Genomic DNA, 16,191 nt, shown 5'->3' on the forward strand with positions numbered 1-16,191 from the left:
TGCTGGAGGACGTCGGAGTACCACTACCCGCACTCGCCGACCTGGTGGCCGGGGTTTCCAAGATCGCCGCCCAACGCGACGTCCTGATCTCAGTGATCGCCCACGCCGGCGACGGCAACACCCACCCCCTGATCGTGTTCGACCCCACCGACACCGCCATGGCCGAACGTGCCCAACTCGCCTTCGGCGAAATCATGGAACTCGCGGTCGGACTCGGCGGCACCATCACCGGCGAACACGGCGTGGGCCGGCTCAAACAACCATGGCTGGCCAGCCAACTCGGACCCGACGCCATCGCACTCAACCAACGCATCAAACACGCCCTAGACCCCCACAACATCCTCAACCCAGGCGCAGCGATCTGAAGGCGGTACGCGATGCCGGCGCTACGATCGACATCGCGGCGAAGTGAGTGGCGCCTGACCGCCGGCCCTGACCCGAAGGACGCGGGGCGTCCGCCCGACGAGCTCAGGTTGGGCGGCGCGACCCATTCGAATTCACCTCGGTCGTGCCCGTTCCGCACTATTGTTCTGTTATGAATTCCTCAGTCGGGCAACATCAGATGCGCGTGCGCAGCCTGCACCGGTATCCGGTCAAGTCGATGCTCGGGGAGGCCGTGGATGCCCTGTTCGTGGACCGAGGTGGGGCCCGGGGTGACCGGCGGATGGCGTTGGTCGATGATGCGACCGGTCGAGTGGCCAGCGCGAAACAGGCGCGGCTGTGGCGCGGCTTGTTGAAGTGCACGGCCAGCATCGACACCGAACAGGTCCGCATCCAGTTGCCCGACGGAACGACGGCGACGGCCGGGGAGGACGACGTCGACGAGACGCTGTCGCGACTGTTGGGGCGGCAGGTCCGGCTGGTGGACCGGCGGGCCGAGGGGGCGTCGGTCGAGCGGGCCGACCCCGACCAGGTCCTGGATCGCGGCGTCGACGCGGAGGTCGACGCCCCACTCCTCGAGCTCGCCGCGGCGACCCCTGGGGAATCGTTCGTCGACCTTGCACCGTTGCATGCGATCACCACCGCCACGCTGGAACGCATCGGAGTAGAGGCGCAGCGCTACCGGCCGAATCTGGTCATCACGACACCGCCGGGATACCCGGCGTACTCCGAGAACGATTGGTCGGGACGCACTCTCATGTTCGGCACAGTGCCCGTGACGGCCCTGGGCCCGACTCCGCGGTGCGTGATCCCGACCCTCGAACACGGGCCGCTCGACCGAGCACCGCATGCGTTGCGTGCACCTGCGGCCGAGAACCGGGTCGAAGCGCTCGGCTTCGGCATTCTGCCGTGCGCCGGAGCTTACCTGACCGTAGGTGGCGAGGGTCTGATCCACACCGGTGACCTGGTGTCCCTCGGTTGATTTCGGCCGATCCGCACCAGCCCGGCGGCCGCGACTAGGCTCTCGTCGAGACTGCGCACAGATCGCGATTTCACCCAGAATCGCGATCTCACCGCAGACTCGACGCACGCGAATCGATGTGCCGGGAAGAACGGGACCACGCATGAATGCAGACGTTGTCAGCCTCGTCACCATCGCCGGTGCGATCGCGATCGGCGCGATCAGCCCCGGCCCGAGTTTCGTCATGGTGGCCCAGACGTCGCTGTCGACAACGCCACGCAACGGCCGCATCGCAGCACTCGGGATCGGCGCCGGTGGCCTGGTCTTCGCGGTAGCCGCCACCGCGGGACTCGGGGCGGTGATCGCCTACGCCGGCCCGCTCTTCCTCGCACTGAAAATCGCCGGCGGGGCCTACCTGATCTACCTCGGTATCCGAATGTGGCAGGCAAGCAATCACCCGCAACCGGCCGCGGGAACTCCGACGACACCCTCGACCCGTACCTTCGCCACCGCGCTCCTGACCCAACTGAGCAACCCCAAAGCGATCGTCGTCTACGGAAGCGTCTTCGCGTCGGCGCTTCCACTGCACCCCGCCCGCTGGCTACTCGTCGCCCTGCCCATCGCGGTGACCTGCGTCGAGGCGGCCTGGTATCTGGTGGTCGCCACGGTGATGTCGCGGCCCGCGCCTCAGCTGCTCTACTCCCGCGCCGCGACGAGCCTGGACCGGTTCGCCGCCACGGTCATGGGCGGGTTGGGCGCGTGGTTCGCGATCGACGGCATCCGTTCCTCGCTTCGCTAGTGGGCGCCAGGGGGTCAACTCAGGCTCGCGAGTGCCTTCCGTGCGTCGTAGCCGTCGAACCCGTCGAGTGAACCCGAGCGCACCCGGTTCACCCAGGTGGGGTCGGACAGCAACGCCCGCCCGACCGCGACCATGTCGAACTCACCGTGCCGGCGAGGCGTGCGGGTATGTGGTATCCCCTGAATCGTGGTGGGCGACCAGTGACGAGAAGAACTGGTCGTAGAGCCGGCCAGCCGCGGCGACCGCATCGGGTTCGAATATTGTTGTAGCGGTGCGGATCTGCTCGATATCACCCCCGGCATCGATCACCGCCCGGCGCCGCCTGGGTGTGCCGATCCAATGTCCAAGAAGTTCCGCGGTGAGCTCCGGATGGAACTGGACGCCGAGGTTGGAGCCGTGCGCGAACGCATGCGTGCAGATCGGGGTGGTGGCAAGGATGGTGCTGCCCGGTGGTGCGGTGATCTCGTCGCCGTGCCACACGAACCACGTTCCCCCGTACGGTGGGGCACCCGACACCGGGTACCAGCCAAGTTCGGGCTGCGCCATCCGGCGCACCTCGCCGCCCAGGACAAGGGCGAGAAGCTGTGCCCCGAAGCAGATTCCGAGTACCGATGTGCCGGCATCGACGCACCCGCGGACGAAGTCGTGCTCGGCTCGGATCCAGGGTTCGCCGGTCTCGTAGGCCGACCGCTTGCTACCGAGCACCACCAGGGCGTCGAACCGCCCCGGGGCAGGCAGTTCCGCAGTCGATACGTCGATGATCGTGTACGGCACGCCGTGGTCGACGAGCCAGCCGGCGAGATTGCCGGGGCCGTCGTCGGGTTGGTGTTGCAGGATCAGGACCATCGACTCGTCGCTCACGGATATGCCTCCAGTTCTTGTTCCAACGAGTCGCCGGTGCTGAATTGCACTGCCTCGTGGCGGGCCCGGTTGACCACGGTCCGGAATATATCCGGCCGGGTGTAGTGACCGGTCGGATCGAAGTTGAGCCGCTCCTCGAAGACGCGATCGAGGTCCAGTTCCGCCACGATCACCCCTTCCTCGCCGACCACCGGTGGGATCAGCCAACGCCCGTCGGGTCCGGCGATGGCACTGCCGCCGTCGAATACCACCGTGTCCGAGGCGTTGCGCAGCTGGTCGGCCAGTGGGAAATCGCCGGGAATGGAATCCGCGGTGATCAGCCCGGACGCGGCGACGCCGAACACCCGGCCCTCGGCGGCCACGAAACGGGTGATGTCGCCGGTCAACGTGCTCGACCCCGGCCACACCCCGACGTGCACCGTCTCGCCTTGCGCATAGAGTGCGGTGCGCGCCTGGGGCATCCAGTTCTCCCAGCAGTTCAGGCTGCCGACGACGGCCGGTCCGACCGGGTGCGCGACCAGTCCCGCACCGTCGCCCTGGCCCCACACCAGACGCTCATCGTAGGTGGGCACGAGCTTCCGGTGATGCCCCACCAGGCCGTGCCGCGGATCGATGGTCAGCAAGGTGCACCACGCCGTTCCCCGCCCAAGCCCGCGACCACGCTCGGTGACCCCGACGATCAAGGTGACGCCGAGATCGGCTGCCAGCGTCTGCATCTCACGCTGCTCGGGCCCGTCCACTTCGATCGCGGCGTCCAGATAGTAGGCGTAGCAGTCCTTCTGGTCCGGATGGTCGAACAGGGCACCCTGGGTGCGCGACGGCCAGAACGGATATCCGGACAGGTACGTCTCCGGGTACGCGATCAGGCTGGCCCCCGCACCAGCGGCGACGTGTGCGGCGTCGGCGATCCGGGTCAACCGTGCCGCGGGTTTGAGCCAGGGCCCGCCGAGCTGGGCAGCCGCGACCGTGATCGCGTTGGGTCCCAGCCCCGGTTCCCGGTGTTCGGCGATGACTTTCAGTGACATGGTTTCAGTAGACCTCGAAGTACTCGCGCTGTTCCCAGTCGGTGACGTAGGCGTTGAAACGTGCGATCTCCTTGCGCTTCACCGTGGTCAGGTAGTTGACGAACGGGTCGCCCAGCTCGCGGCGCATCACCGCGCTGCTGTCGAAGTAGCCGAGTGCCTCTTCGAGCGTCGCGGGCACCAACGGGACGTCGGCCGTGTAGGCCTCGTCGGCCGACTGCCCGGGATCGAGCCTGCTGGCGACGCCGTCGCGGCCGCTGATCAGCTGCGACGCCAGGTACAGATACGGGTTCGCCGCGGGTTCGCCGATCCTGTTCTCCAGGTGGGTGGACCCGTCGCCACGTGCTCCGGCGATGCGGATCATCGCCCCGCGGTTCTCCTCGGCCCAGGCGATGCGGTCGGGTGCAAAGGAATTGGCGATGTAGCGCTTGTAACCGTTGATGGTCGGCGTGGTCAGCACCGAGCTGGCCTTGGCGTGCTCGAGCAGACCTGCCATGAAGTGCATCGCGGTGTCCGACAACAGGTTGCCGTCCTCGCCGGGCATGATGTTCGACTTGCTCTCCGCGCCGAGGGACTGGTGCAGATGCCACCCGCTGGACACGATGTGCGGGAACGCCGGCCGCGACATGAACGTCGCGTGGTAGCCGTGGCGACGACAGATCTGCTTGATGGCGCTGCGGATGAGCAGGACGTTGTCGGCCGTCTCGATGCCCGTCGTCGGGTCGAAGGACATCTCGACCTGTCCGGGTCCCCATTCGTCTTCGACGGTGGCCAAGGGCATTCCGAGCGCGACGATCTCGTCACGCAGCACCGACAGGATGGTGTCGGCCTCGTCGCCTCGGTTCTCGGTCAGGTACTGATAGCCGTGCGACAGGGCTGTCACCTGCGGTGCGGCGGGAGGCCAGCCGGAATCGGCGAAGCTCAGCTTCGGGTCGACGAGCCGGGTGACGTAGAACTCCAGTTCGGCACCGGTGGTGAAGCTATACCCCTCGTCCTCCAGCTTCGCCAATTGGCTCTGCAGGACACCGCGGGTGTCGAAGGGCACCCGCTCGCCGTTGCGGTAGTACATGTCGGAGAGCACCCACCCGGTCCGGTCGGCCCAGGGCAGCACGCGGAACGTGGTGGGGTCGGGCACCAGGACCGCATCGGGCAGCCCGGTGAGCCTGTCGTCACCGAACCCGTGCGCCTCGAAGGGCGGCACCGACGGGTTGTTGGTGGTGTCGAAGATGAGGGTGGCGGTCTGGAAGTCCTTGCCCTCGTCGAGTGCCGATCGGAAGGCGTCGACTTCGAGCGTCTTGCCCCGCAGGATGCCGTGCTGGTCTCCCCAACTGATGCGCACCTGCCGCAGGTCGAGATCGTCGAGCTGCGCGGCCAGCTTGACCCCGGCTTCCTCCTGCCGCTGAGTCCACAAGCCGTTGGCGGCGATGAATGACGAGCCCATCGGACATCCTCTCGTAGTGATCAGGTGGTCTGATCTCTCGACGTCTAGATTGACCATCAATGGCCGGTGATCAGATCACCTGCAATCTAACAGCCCGTGAGCCGTCGGTCACTACCAATCTGGACCTCGGGTCTACGGCGCGCCCGTCAGCGCCGGATGAGCTCGTCGGTCGTATCCACCAGATGGGCCAACATCCTGTTGGCCGCGTCCGCCGATTCGCGAGCACGGATCGCGTCGACGATCTCGCGATGATCCTGCAGGGAGCGAGCCGGCTGACCGGGCCGGGTCAGCGATGTCTCCGAGGTCCGGTCGAGGGCGACCCGGAGACCTTTCACCAACTTGAGCAGCAGCGGATTGTGCGCGGCAACGGTCACACCGAGATGGAAACGCCGGTCGCCGGCGGTGCCGGGAAGTCCCGCATCGATCTCGGCACTCATCTCCGCCAGGGCGGCGTCGAGCTCTTCGAGGTCTTCTGCGGTCGCGTGAATGGCCGCCAGCCGCGCGCACTGCGCCTCCAGCGCCTGCCTGGTCTCCCAGATATAGGGGTGGTCGACGTGCGTCTCGACGAGTTCGGCGGCCAGCGACGAGATCACGTCCTCCGGCCGTTGCAGCAGGTAGATACCGTCGCCATGCCTGACCTCGACGATCCCCTGGGCCCGCAGCGCCGTGATGGCCTCGCGGATGGACGACCGCCCGACCTGGAGTTCGGAAGCCAGATCGCGCACGTTGGACAACTTGTCACCGGCTTGCATGCCGCTGGTATCGATGAATTCGCGCAGCCGGTCGGCGACTTGCTCGTAGAGCGGCCGCCGGTCAACCTGCCCCATCTGGCCCGCCATCGCGCCTCCGTGTCGACTGGTGATCTGGTCGTCAGATCTCAGTCTGGCAGACGGTCGTGGCGAACCGTTACTTCTTGCGAAGAACGCCGTACCGCCCGGCGGTTGGAAGGCGTAATCGGCGGCGTCGAGCAGCGTTTCGACGCTGGCCACCGTGCCGGCTGGTGCCAACTTGGGCCAATCCATCGTCTACGGACCCGCATGGGCGGGCTGGCGCGTGGCTCGTGATCGACGGGATCCGATCCTCACTTCGCTAGCTGCCCTCGCCGGGCCGCCGTCGGCGCCACCCGACGCGATGGAACTGCTCGTGGTGCGGCCGGTCCGATTAGGCTGAGGCGTCGGCTGGGCGCAGCGTCGACCCGCTGCCCTGATTCAGATCTGCTCGAAGGAGTCTCATGCGTTGGCGGCTGCCGAAATGGGCGATGACAACAATGGCCGTCGCCTGGGTGGGGCTGCTGGTAAGCGGCTGTGAGGCGCAGGTGTGGGGTGCGCCGGGCACGGAGTACACCCGGCCCGCGCCGGTCGTCGGCCCGCGGGCCCCGCTTCCCGAAGTACCGCCCGGCCAGCCGACGGCGCCACTCGACGGGCTCGACTCCCGTGTCCGTCAGGCCACCGCCGATGCGGCCGAGTCCGGGGCCGACATCGAGACCGTCGTGCTGGACCGCAACACCGGCCAGACCGTGTCCAGCGGGGCCGACAAACCCTTCCCGATCGCGTCGGTGGCGAAGTTGTTCATCGCCGACGACCTGCTGCTGCAGGAGTCGAAGGGCGAGACGAAACTCTCCGCGGCCGACCGCAAATCGCTCGACGTCATGCTGCGCTCCTCCGATGACTCCGCGGCCCAGACCTTCTGGGACCGCAGCGGTGAGAACGCCGTCATCGCGCGCGTCACGGCCCGCTACGGGTTGACCGGCACGACGGCGCCCTCCAACGGACACTGGGACGTCACGCAGAGCACCGCAAGCGATCTCGTCCGTTACTACGACATGCTGCTGGACGGCACCGGCGGGCTGCCGCCCGAACAGGCCAAGGTCATCATCGGCAACCTCGCACAATCCACCCCGACCGGAACCGACGGGTACCCACAGCGGTTCGGCATCCCCGAGGGGCTCTATGCCGAGCCGGTCGCGGTCAAGCAGGGCTGGTTCTGCTGCTGGAACGGCGGCAACCAGCTGCACGTCTCCACCGGCGCGATCGGACCGTCGCACCGCTACGTGATGGCGATCAGCTCCCTGGATCCCGTCGATGCCGGCTCGGCCCGCGAGAACATCACCAAGGCCGTCAAGACGATGTTTCCGGGCGGGAAGGTCTGACGTCGCGACGAGAACCTGTGCCGGTCAGTGATTGACGAAGAGCCTGCCCGCGTTGTGGGTCGTCTGCTCACGCCAACTGTCCCCGCCCGGCAACTCGACCACTTGGTCCATGACCTGGGTGATGAACTTCGCAAGTTCGGCCCGGGTCCATGGATAATCGCTGCCGTAAAGGATGTGGCCGGGATCGGCGATGGTGAGCAGTGCTTCGACTTGAAACGGGGTCCCCACTCCGGCCAGGTCGTAGTAGAAACTCTTGAGCAGCTCGGCGACGGAGGGCCCGTCGGGTGTCGAGGTGGTGAGCGACCTGAACGCCTCCACCCTCGTCGCCAGTAGCGGGATGACTCCCGAGCCGTGCGGAACGACGATCTTGAGATCGGGATAACGTGCGGCGCTTCCGCTGAGGATGAAGTCGGTGATTGTCCGCGCCGTTTCGAAGAGAAACTCGATCATCGGTCGCGGGCGGCCACAGTCGACCAGATCGTGGCCAGGGCTGGATGTGGGATGCAGGAACACCACGGCACCGCGCGCGTTGAGGTCCTCGAACAACGGCTGATTGTCCGGGTCACCGAAGTATGAGCCGCCAAAATTGCTCATCAGGACCACGCCGTCGGCCTTGAGTTCGAGTGCGCGCGCGGCTTCTCGCCGCGAGGCGGCCACGTCGGGCATCGGGAGGCTGGCGAACCATCCGAAGCTGTCGGGATGGGAGGCAGCGACTTCAGCGGCCCGATCATTGACCTCGCGGGCCAGACGCACTGCCGCAGTGGCGTCGCCGAAGTAGACCCCGGGGGAAGACACCGACAGAAAGGATTTACCGATCCCGAGAGAGCCCATCAATTCGAGGTGGGCATCGGCCGACCAGAGCGGCCAATAGTCTTCGGGCATGCCGTCGGCCTCGCGGTGCCCCGCGGCCTTGGCGGCCTCGATGTAGCCGGCGGTGGTGAAATGCGCGTGGACGTCCACCAGGCCGGCGGGGCTGCGGGATGTTTCGTCGGTCACGATATAGCCTCCCAGGATATTGACGATTGTATCTATACTGACGATATCATCATTATGTGCTCAGGGGGGCGCCCCGCGCCGGCCGCGATTCACATGTAGACACAACGGCTTCGAACCATTGCGCGGCACCCGCATGCCGTGCGTCCGGGACAGACATCCGCCCCGTTAAGCTGACCCACGTGAGTGCCGAGTCGAGACGACGGCTCTCCCCCGCCGACCGGCGCAGCGAGCTGTTGGCTCTGGGGGCCGAGGTGTTCGGCCAGCGGCCGTACGACGAGGTCCGCATCGACGAGATCGCCGAACGCGCCGGAGTATCCCGCGCCCTGATGTACCACTACTTCCCGGACAAGCGGGCGTTCTTCGCCGCCGTGGTGCGCACCGAGGGTGAGCGGTTGTTCGAGGCCACCAACGCCCCGACCGAGCCGGGGCAAAGCCTGTTCGGTCAACTGCGGGCCGGGGTGCTGGCCTACCTGCGCTACGACGAGGAGCATCCGCACGGCGCCTGGGCCGCCTATATGGGCATGGGTCGAGCGGATCCGGTGCTGCGCGGCGTCGACGACGTCGACAACGACCGGCAGGCCAACCGCATCATCGAACGCATCCGCGACGCCGTTGCCGAACCACTGGACGCCACGGTGGAGCGGGACCTTCGGGCCACGGTGTACGGCTGGCTGGCGCTGACGTTCGAACTGTGCCGCCAGCGGGTGATCGATCCCTCGATCGACGCCGATTTCGTCGCCGATTCCTGCGCGCACGCCCTCCTCGACGCGATCGGCCGGGTGCCCGGCCTGCCCGCGAGACTGATCTGCGTGGCGTCCCTCGAGGATCGCTGAGGCCGACTTGTCGGTGCCGCGCGGCAGTATGGGTGGATGGCCCGCCACGATCCGCTGGCCCGGTTCGGTGAACTGACCCGGGAGTGGTTCACGGCTGCGTTCCCGGCGCCGACCGCGGCCCAGGCCCAGGCCTGGTCGGCCATCGCCGAGGGGGACAACACGCTGGTCATCGCGCCGACCGGGTCGGGCAAGACCCTCGCGGCGTTCCTGTGGGCCATCGACGACCTGGCCCGGCGGCCGGCCGAACCGCGATCCAACCCGAAAGCACCGCAGGGCACCCGGGTGCTCTACGTGTCGCCGCTCAAGGCGCTGGCCGTCGATGTCGAACGCAACCTGCGCACCCCGCTGACCGGGATCACCCGGGTCGCCGAACGGCACGGATCGCCGGTGCCGTCGATCAGCGTGGGTGTGCGGTCCGGGGACACCCCGGCGAATCAGCGCCGGGCCATGATCGCCAAGCCGCCCGACATTCTCATCACCACTCCGGAGTCGCTGTTCCTGATGCTGACGTCGGCGGCGCGGGGGACGCTGGCCACGGTGCAGACCGTCATCGTCGACGAGGTGCACGCCGTGGCCGCCACCAAACGCGGTGCGCACCTGGCACTTTCGCTGGAACGCCTCGACCAGATCCTGCAGCGGCCGGCCCAGCGGATCGGGTTGTCGGCCACGGTCCGGCCGCCCGAGGAGGTCGCGCGGTTCCTGTCCGGGCAGGCCCCGACCACCATCGTCGCGCCGCCGTCCGCCAAGACCTTCGACCTGACGGTGCAGGTGCCGGTGCCGGATATGGCCAACCTCGACAACAACACCATCTGGCCCGACGTCGAGGAACGCATCGTCGATCTGGTCGAGTCCCACCAGTCCTCGATCGTGTTCGCCAACTCGCGCCGGCTCGCCGAGCGTCTGACCTCGCGGCTCAACGAGATTCACGCCGGACGGGCCGGTGTCGAGATCTCACTCGACCGCAATCCGCAGGTCGGCGGCGGGGCCCCGGCCCAGTTCATGGGCAGCGGCCAGGCCGACGGCGCACCGGCCCTGCTGGCCAAGGCACACCACGGGTCGGTCAGCAAGGAACAGCGCGCCCAGGTCGAGGACGATCTCAAGAGCGGCAGGCTGCGGGCCGTCGTCGCCACCTCGAGCCTGGAGTTGGGTATCGACATGGGCGCGGTCGACCTGGTGATCCAGGTCGAGGCGCCGCCGTCGGTGGCCAGCGGCCTGCAGCGCATCGGCCGCGCCGGCCATCAGGTCGGTGAGATCTCCCAGGGCGTGCTGTTCCCGAAACACCGCACCGATCTGATCGGCTGCGCGGTGACGGTGCAGCGTATGCGCTCCGGCGACATCGAGACCATGCGGGTGCCTGCCAATCCGCTCGACGTGCTGGCCCAGCACACCGTCGCGGCGTGCGCGCTGGAACCCGTCGACGCCGACGCCTGGTTCGACGCGGTGCGGCGCAGCGCACCGTTCGCAACGCTGCCACGCAGCGCCTTCGAGGCGACACTGGATCTGCTCTCCGGCAAGTACCCCTCGACCGAGTTCGCCGAGCTGCGGCCCCGGCTGGTCTACGACCGCGACACCGGCACCCTGACCGCCCGCCCCGGTGCGCAGCGGCTGGCCGTGACCTCCGGCGGCGCCATCCCCGACCGCGGGCTGTTCACCGTCTACCTCGCCACCGATTCCGAAAAACCGTCGCGGGTAGGCGAACTCGACGAGGAAATGGTCTATGAATCGCGGCCGGGCGATGTCATCTCGCTCGGTGCGACCAGCTGGCGGATCGCCGAGATCACCCACGACCGGGTGCTGGTCCTCCCGGCACCCGGCCAACCGGCCCGGCTGCCGTTCTGGCGGGGCGACAGCGTCGGCCGCCCGGTCGAGCTGGGTGCGGCGGTCGGCGCCTTCACCGGCGAGCTGGCCGTCCTCGACCGTGCAGCGTTCGACGAGCGCTGCCGGGCAATGGGTTTCGCCGGTTTCGCCACCGACAATCTGCACCAGCTGCTGCGTGAGCAGCGTGAGGCGACGGGTGTCGTGCCCAGCGATCGCACGTTGGTGGTGGAACGGTTCCGCGACGAGCTGGGTGACTGGCGGGTGATCCTGCACTCCCCGTACGGGCTGCGGGTGCACGGCCCGTGGGCGTTGGCGGTCGGCCGCAGGCTGCGGGAACGCTACGGCATCGACGAGAAGCCCACCGCCTCCGATGACGGCATCATCGTGCGGCTGCCCGATACCGGCGAAACCCCGCCCGGCGCCGAGCTGTTCGTCTTCGAGGCCGAGGAGATCGAACCTGTCGTGACCGCCGAGGTGGGCGGCTCGGCATTGTTCGCATCCCGGTTCCGCGAATGCGCGGCGCGGGCCCTGCTGCTGCCGCGGCGCCATCCCGGCAAGCGGTCGCCGCTGTGGCATCAACGCCAACGCGCCGCACAGCTGCTCGACATCGCCCGCAAGTACCCCGACTTCCCGATCGTGCTGGAAGCCGTGCGGGAATGCCTGCAGGACGTCTACGACGTGCCTGCCCTCACCGACCTGATGGGTAAGGTCGCCCAGCGCCGGTTACGGGTCGTCGATGTCGAGACCGCGACCCCGTCACCGTTCGCGGCGTCGCTGTTGTTCGGTTACGTCGGCGCATTCATGTACGAAGGCGACAGCCCGCTGGCCGAACGGCGCGCGGCCGCCCTGGCGCTGGACACGGTGCTGCTCTCCGAGCTGCTGGGCCGGGTCGAGCTGCGGGAGCTGCTCGACCCGGCCGTCGTCGCCTCGACCGCGGCCCAGCTGCAGCACCTGACCGCCGAACGCGCGGTGCGCGACGCCGAAGGGGTCGCCGATCTGCTGCGGCTGCTGGGCCCGCTCACCGAATCCGAGATCGCCCAGCGGTCGACCGCGGACACCGTGGGGGGCTGGCTGGACGGACTGTACGGCGCCAAGCGCGCCCTGCCGGTGAGCTTCGGCGGGCAGTCCTGGTGGGTGGCGGTCGAGGACATCGGGCTGCTGCGCGACGGGCTCGGGGTGCCGGTGCCGATCGGGGTGCCCGCGGCGTTCACCGAATCCGTCACCGATCCGCTCGGTGATCTGATCGGCCGCTACGCCCGCACTCACGGACCGTTCAGCACCGACCAGGTCGCCGCACGATTCGGGCTCGGCCTTCGGGTGACCTCGGATGTGTTGGGCCGCATGGCCGTCGACGGCAGGATGGTGCGCGGAGAATTCGTGGACGCTCTTCCCGGCGAGCAGTGGTGCGACGCCGAGGTGCTGCGGATCCTGCGCCGGCGCTCGCTGGCGGCGCTGCGCGCCCAGATCGAACCCGTCAGCACGGCCGCCTACGGCCGGTTCCTGCCGTCCTGGCAGCAGGTCGGGTCGCGGTCCAACACCGGTGTCGACGGGCTGGCCGCGGTGATCGACCAGCTGGCCGGGGTGCCGGTGCCGGCGTCCGCCGTCGAATCGCTGATCTTCGGTCAACGCGTCACCGACTACCAGCCGGCCATGCTCGACGAGCTGCTGGCCTCCGGCGAGGTGCTGTGGTCGGGTGCCGGGCAGATCGGCAGCGGTGACGGGTGGATCGCCTTCCACCTGGCCGACTCGGCTCCGCTGACCCTGGCGACGCCGGCCGAGATCGAGTTCACCGAAACCCACCGCGCGGTGACGGACACCCTGGCGGCCGGAGGCGCGTACTTCTTCCGTCAGCTCACCGACGGCGACGCGGGTGACCTCAAAACCGCGCTGTGGGAACTCATCTGGGCCGGCTGGATCACCGGGGACACCTACGCACCGGTGCGTGCCGTGGTATCCGGCCCGCGTCGCACCGGCACGCCCGCGCACCGGCAGCGGCGCCGGCCGCCGCGGTTGAGCCGCTACAGCGTCGCCCGCCCACAGGCCCGGGCGGCCGACCCCACCGTGTCGGGCCGGTGGTCGGCGCTGCCCGCACCCGAACCCGATTCCACGGTGCGGGCCCACTTCCAGGCGGAGCTGCTGCTGGGGCGCCACGGCGTGCTCACCAAGGGCGCGGTCGGCGCCGAGGGTGTGCCCGGCGGTTTCGCCACGCTCTACAAGGTGCTCAGCGCCTTCGAGGAGGCCGGGCGCTGTCAGCGCGGCTACTTCGTGGAATCGCTGGGCGGGGCCCAGTTCGCGATGGCCTCGACGGTGGACCGGTTGCGGTCCTACAGCGAGGGCGTGGATCCGCAGCGGCCCGACTATCACGCGGTGGTGCTGGCCGCGACCGATCCGGCCAATCCGTACGGGGCCGCCCTGCCGTGGCCCAACCGTGCCGCCGAAGGGGGCGGCGATCACCGGCCGGGCCGCAAGGCCGGCGCGCTGGTGGCGGTGGTGGACGGGCAGTTGGTGTGGTATCTGGAGCGGGGCGGGCACTCGATGCTGAGTTTCGGGGCCGACGGCGACGCGCAGCACGCCGCCGCGGCCGCACTGGTCGATCTGGTCGGCGCCGGGCGGATACCGTCGCTGCTGGTGGAGCGGATCAACGGGGTCGGCGTGCTCGATCCGGACGTGGACGTCGAGCGTGACATCGTGCAGCACGCGTTGACCGGGGCCGGGTTCGCCCGCACGCCCCGTGGGCTGCGGTTACGGTCATGAAGGATGACCAGCATGGGCTGTCTCAGCGCGGCGCGTGCGGCAGCACCAACGCGTCCCCGGGTTCGCCGTAACGGACCGCCTCGGCAGTCACATCGTCCACCACGTTCTGGCTGGCCAGTTCGGCCCGGACACGCTCTCGATAGCGGTCCACCTCGGCACTCTGCTCCCGGGCCGACCACCCCATCACCTCGGCCACCACCTCAGCGGCAGCACCCGCCGCGGTCACCCCACGATCGGCTGAATCGAACGAGATGCGGGTTCGGCGGGCCAGGATGTCGTCGAGGTGTCTGGCCCCTTCTGTCGTTGCCGCGAACAGCACTTCGGCCCGCAGATAGTCAGGTGCACCGTCGAGCGGAAGCGCCAGCGAAGGATCAGCAATACACGGCGCCAACACATCTCGCGTTTCAGATCCGTAGCGGCCGAGCAAACTCCTGATCGTCTGCGACGGCAGGCCGTAGTCGGCGGCAAGCCGGTCCACCGCGTTGGACATCGCCCGGAAGCCGACGGCACCCACCAGGGGCACCTCCGCCGTGCAGCACGGGCCGGCCGGTGTATCGATGTCTTTGAGCGCTTCGTCGAGCGCATCCCTGGCCATCACCCGGTACGTGGTGTACTTGCCGCCCGCCACCGAGACCATCCCGGTGAGGGGATGCGAAACCGCATGTTCGCGCGAGAGTTTCGCCGTCGATGCCGAACTGCCCTGCACGAGCGGTCTGAGACCGGCGAACACGCCCACGATATCGGCTCTGTCGAGCGGCCGGCGCAGGACAGCGTTCACGCGAGTCAACAGGTAGTCGATATCCGCTGCGGTGGCGGCCGGGTGATCCTTGCGCAGTGTCCAGTCGGTGTCAGTGGTACCGATGAGCCAATGGTCATTCCACGGAATGACGAACAGCACCGACTTTTCGGTGCGCAAGATGATCCCGCTCTGCGATGCGATGCGATCTTTCGGCACCACCAGATGGATGCCCTTACTCATCCGCACCTCGGGGTCGGGAAGCTGGCCGCACAACGCGGTTACCTCGTTACTCCACACACCGGTCGCATTCACCACACAGCCCGCCGTCACGGTGATGTCCGTATTGGTGGATTTATCCAGAATGGTTGCGCCACGCACCGCACCTCCCTCGTGATGCAGTGCAGTCAGCCTGGTGCCGGTGGTGACCGTGGCACCGTAGGCCGCCGCGGTTCGCGCCAGCGCCATGGTGTGTCTCGCGTCGTCGACTTGCGCGTCGTAGTACATCAGGGCGCCGGCCAACGCATCTATGCGCAACGAAGGGGCCACCGATTTCAGCCGATTACGGCTCAGGTGGCGGTGCCAGGGGATACCGCCGCGGTTACCGCGCAACGATGCCATCGCATCGTAGAGGCCGACTCCGGCACCGACATACAGACGCTCCCACCCGCGGTGATGGAGCGGGTAGATGAACGGAATCGCCCGCACCAGATGGGGTGCCAGTTTCTCGGCGATCAGGCCCCGCTCCGACAGTGCTTCCGCGACCAAACCGAAATCCAGCATCTCCAGGTACCGCAGACCCCCGTGCAGCAGTTTGCTTGACCGGCTGGAGGTGCCTGCGCCGAAGTCGCGCGACTCCACCAGTGCCACCGACAGCCCCCGGGTAGCTGCGTCGAGCGCGACCCCGCACCCGACGACCCCACCCCCGACTACCAGCACATCAAAGTGCTTGTCACCCAGCGAGGCAACCGCCTGACGCCGATACTGTGGCGACAACGTGGACGAAGAAGTGACCATCAGTGCGTCTTTCTGTCGGGGGCGGGCCGTGCTGGGCGTCGAGCCCCCGCCGCCAATCGACGGGCCTCGACGTTGTCCGGCTCGATGGTGCCGGCGAAGGTGTAGCGCAGCAACGCAATCTCCAACTCTTCCGCCATCTCGAAGCTGTCCGACGTCCAGCCCGCAAAACTGAAGCTGACGGCTCGCGCCTCGTGCTGATCAGCCCATCGATGCACCGAGATGAGGCTGGATCGATCCATCGGAAGCGGATCGAACGTCGCAACCGCCCGTACACCGGTACCCGAAATACCCTCTGGGAGATCATCACCCAATCGATGGGCATCGGAGAATCCGGCCCAGCGGAGCCATTCGACCCCAGCCTCTTCGGCTTCCACCGCGTCCCTGATCAACCGATGCCGTGGCTGTTTCAACGTGATGTCCCCG

13 protein-coding genes and 1 pseudogene are annotated in these 16,191 nt (G+C 68.0%); 6 read left to right on the plus strand and 8 right to left on the minus strand.

Features of this window, described 5'->3' with window-relative positions; genetic code table 11:
* The 3 genes from ACWDTP_RS17430 to ACWDTP_RS17440 all read left to right on the plus strand — a co-directional run.
* The coding region (locus tag ACWDTP_RS17430; RefSeq protein ID WP_450021889.1) for an FAD-linked oxidase C-terminal domain-containing protein at nucleotides 1-365 on the plus strand (365 nt) is incomplete at its 5' end.
* Nucleotides 366-535: 170 nt separating this feature from the next.
* Nucleotides 536-1,363: an MOSC domain-containing protein gene (locus ACWDTP_RS17435; protein ID WP_450021891.1), complete on the plus strand. Its 828-nt coding sequence runs from the start codon at nucleotides 536-538 to the stop codon at nucleotides 1,361-1,363.
* A 142-nt stretch (nucleotides 1,364-1,505) separates the two neighbouring features.
* Complete coding sequence (locus ACWDTP_RS17440; protein WP_450021893.1) at nucleotides 1,506-2,141, plus strand: LysE family translocator; 636 nt, start codon at nucleotides 1,506-1,508, stop codon at nucleotides 2,139-2,141.
* A 14-nt stretch (nucleotides 2,142-2,155) separates the two neighbouring features.
* Here the strand turns inward: ACWDTP_RS17440 and ACWDTP_RS17445 are convergent.
* The 5 genes and pseudogenes from ACWDTP_RS17445 to ACWDTP_RS17465 form a co-directional block, all read right to left on the minus strand.
* A pseudogene (locus ACWDTP_RS17445) lies at nucleotides 2,156-2,287 on the minus strand (12-oxophytodienoate reductase); the annotation flags it as partial.
* Nucleotides 2,283-2,987, minus strand: coding sequence for a type 1 glutamine amidotransferase (locus ACWDTP_RS17450; protein ID WP_450021953.1), 705 nt, complete (start codon nucleotides 2,985-2,987; stop codon nucleotides 2,283-2,285). The pseudogene ACWDTP_RS17445 and the gene ACWDTP_RS17450, both read right to left, overlap by 5 nt.
* An 11-nt stretch (nucleotides 2,988-2,998) precedes the next feature.
* Nucleotides 2,999-4,027, minus strand: a complete 1,029-nt coding sequence (locus ACWDTP_RS17455) for a carbon-nitrogen hydrolase family protein (protein ID WP_450021895.1) — start codon at nucleotides 4,025-4,027, stop codon at nucleotides 2,999-3,001.
* A gap of 4 nt (nucleotides 4,028-4,031) precedes the next feature.
* Nucleotides 4,032-5,465 (minus strand): glutamine synthetase family protein, encoded by a 1,434-nt coding sequence (locus ACWDTP_RS17460; RefSeq protein WP_450021897.1) that lies wholly within the window; start codon nucleotides 5,463-5,465, stop codon nucleotides 4,032-4,034.
* Between the two features lie 146 nt (nucleotides 5,466-5,611).
* Nucleotides 5,612-6,304, minus strand: a complete 693-nt coding sequence (locus ACWDTP_RS17465; RefSeq protein WP_450021899.1) for a FadR/GntR family transcriptional regulator — start codon at nucleotides 6,302-6,304, stop codon at nucleotides 5,612-5,614.
* A 392-nt stretch (nucleotides 6,305-6,696) separates the two neighbouring features.
* Between ACWDTP_RS17465 and ACWDTP_RS17470 the strand changes: the two genes are divergently transcribed.
* Nucleotides 6,697-7,614 (plus strand): serine hydrolase, encoded by a 918-nt coding sequence (locus ACWDTP_RS17470; protein ID WP_450021901.1) that lies wholly within the window; start codon nucleotides 6,697-6,699, stop codon nucleotides 7,612-7,614.
* Between the two features lie 24 nt (nucleotides 7,615-7,638).
* On the opposite strand, the gene ACWDTP_RS17475 is transcribed toward ACWDTP_RS17470, so the two are convergent.
* Nucleotides 7,639-8,610: an amidohydrolase family protein gene (locus tag ACWDTP_RS17475; protein WP_450021903.1), complete on the minus strand. Its 972-nt coding sequence runs from the start codon at nucleotides 8,608-8,610 to the stop codon at nucleotides 7,639-7,641.
* A gap of 179 nt (nucleotides 8,611-8,789) precedes the next feature.
* On the opposite strand from ACWDTP_RS17475, the gene ACWDTP_RS17480 reads away from it, so the two are divergent.
* Both ACWDTP_RS17480 and ACWDTP_RS17485 read left to right on the plus strand, forming a co-directional pair.
* A complete protein-coding gene (locus tag ACWDTP_RS17480; RefSeq protein WP_450021904.1) occupies nucleotides 8,790-9,443 on the plus strand; it encodes a TetR/AcrR family transcriptional regulator in 654 nt (217 codons plus the stop codon).
* Between the two features lie 36 nt (nucleotides 9,444-9,479).
* Nucleotides 9,480-14,015, plus strand: a complete 4,536-nt coding sequence (locus ACWDTP_RS17485) for an ATP-dependent helicase (RefSeq protein ID WP_450021906.1) — start codon at nucleotides 9,480-9,482, stop codon at nucleotides 14,013-14,015.
* Nucleotides 14,016-14,037: 22 nt separating this feature from the next.
* Here the strand turns inward: ACWDTP_RS17485 and ACWDTP_RS17490 are convergent, their stop codons facing one another.
* Nucleotides 14,038-15,768, minus strand: coding sequence for a glycerol-3-phosphate dehydrogenase/oxidase (locus ACWDTP_RS17490; RefSeq protein ID WP_450021908.1), 1,731 nt, complete (start codon nucleotides 15,766-15,768; stop codon nucleotides 14,038-14,040).
* Entirely contained in the window at nucleotides 15,768-16,142 is a 375-nt protein-coding gene (locus ACWDTP_RS17495) for a hypothetical protein (protein WP_450021910.1), read from the minus strand. The genes ACWDTP_RS17490 and ACWDTP_RS17495 overlap by 1 nt, the downstream gene beginning before the upstream one ends.
* Nucleotides 16,143-16,191: the final 49 nt, after the last annotated feature.

The sequence above is a fragment of the Mycobacterium sp. NPDC003449 genome, from assembly GCF_053588415.1.

What these genes read in the sequence shown, in the direction of transcription:
- ACWDTP_RS17435 (WP_450021891.1), top strand. Translation starts at nt 536, where the DNA reads ATGAATTCCTCAGTCGGGCAACATCAGATGCGCGTGCGCAGCCTGCAC.
- ACWDTP_RS17440 (WP_450021893.1), top strand. Translation starts at nt 1,506, where the DNA reads ATGAATGCAGACGTTGTCAGCCTCGTCACCATCGCCGGTGCGATCGCG.
- ACWDTP_RS17450 (WP_450021953.1), bottom strand. Translation starts at nt 2,987, where the DNA reads ATGGTCCTGATCCTGCAACACCAACCCGACGACGGCCCCGGCAATCTC.
- ACWDTP_RS17455 (WP_450021895.1), bottom strand. Translation starts at nt 4,027, where the DNA reads ATGTCACTGAAAGTCATCGCCGAACACCGGGAACCGGGGCTGGGACCC.
- ACWDTP_RS17460 (WP_450021897.1), bottom strand. Translation starts at nt 5,465, where the DNA reads ATGGGCTCGTCATTCATCGCCGCCAACGGCTTGTGGACTCAGCGGCAG.
- ACWDTP_RS17465 (WP_450021899.1), bottom strand. Translation starts at nt 6,304, where the DNA reads ATGGCGGGCCAGATGGGGCAGGTTGACCGGCGGCCGCTCTACGAGCAA.
- ACWDTP_RS17470 (WP_450021901.1), top strand. Translation starts at nt 6,697, where the DNA reads ATGCGTTGGCGGCTGCCGAAATGGGCGATGACAACAATGGCCGTCGCC.
- ACWDTP_RS17485 (WP_450021906.1), top strand. Translation starts at nt 9,480, where the DNA reads ATGGCCCGCCACGATCCGCTGGCCCGGTTCGGTGAACTGACCCGGGAG.
- ACWDTP_RS17490 (WP_450021908.1), bottom strand. Translation starts at nt 15,768, where the DNA reads ATGGTCACTTCTTCGTCCACGTTGTCGCCACAGTATCGGCGTCAGGCG.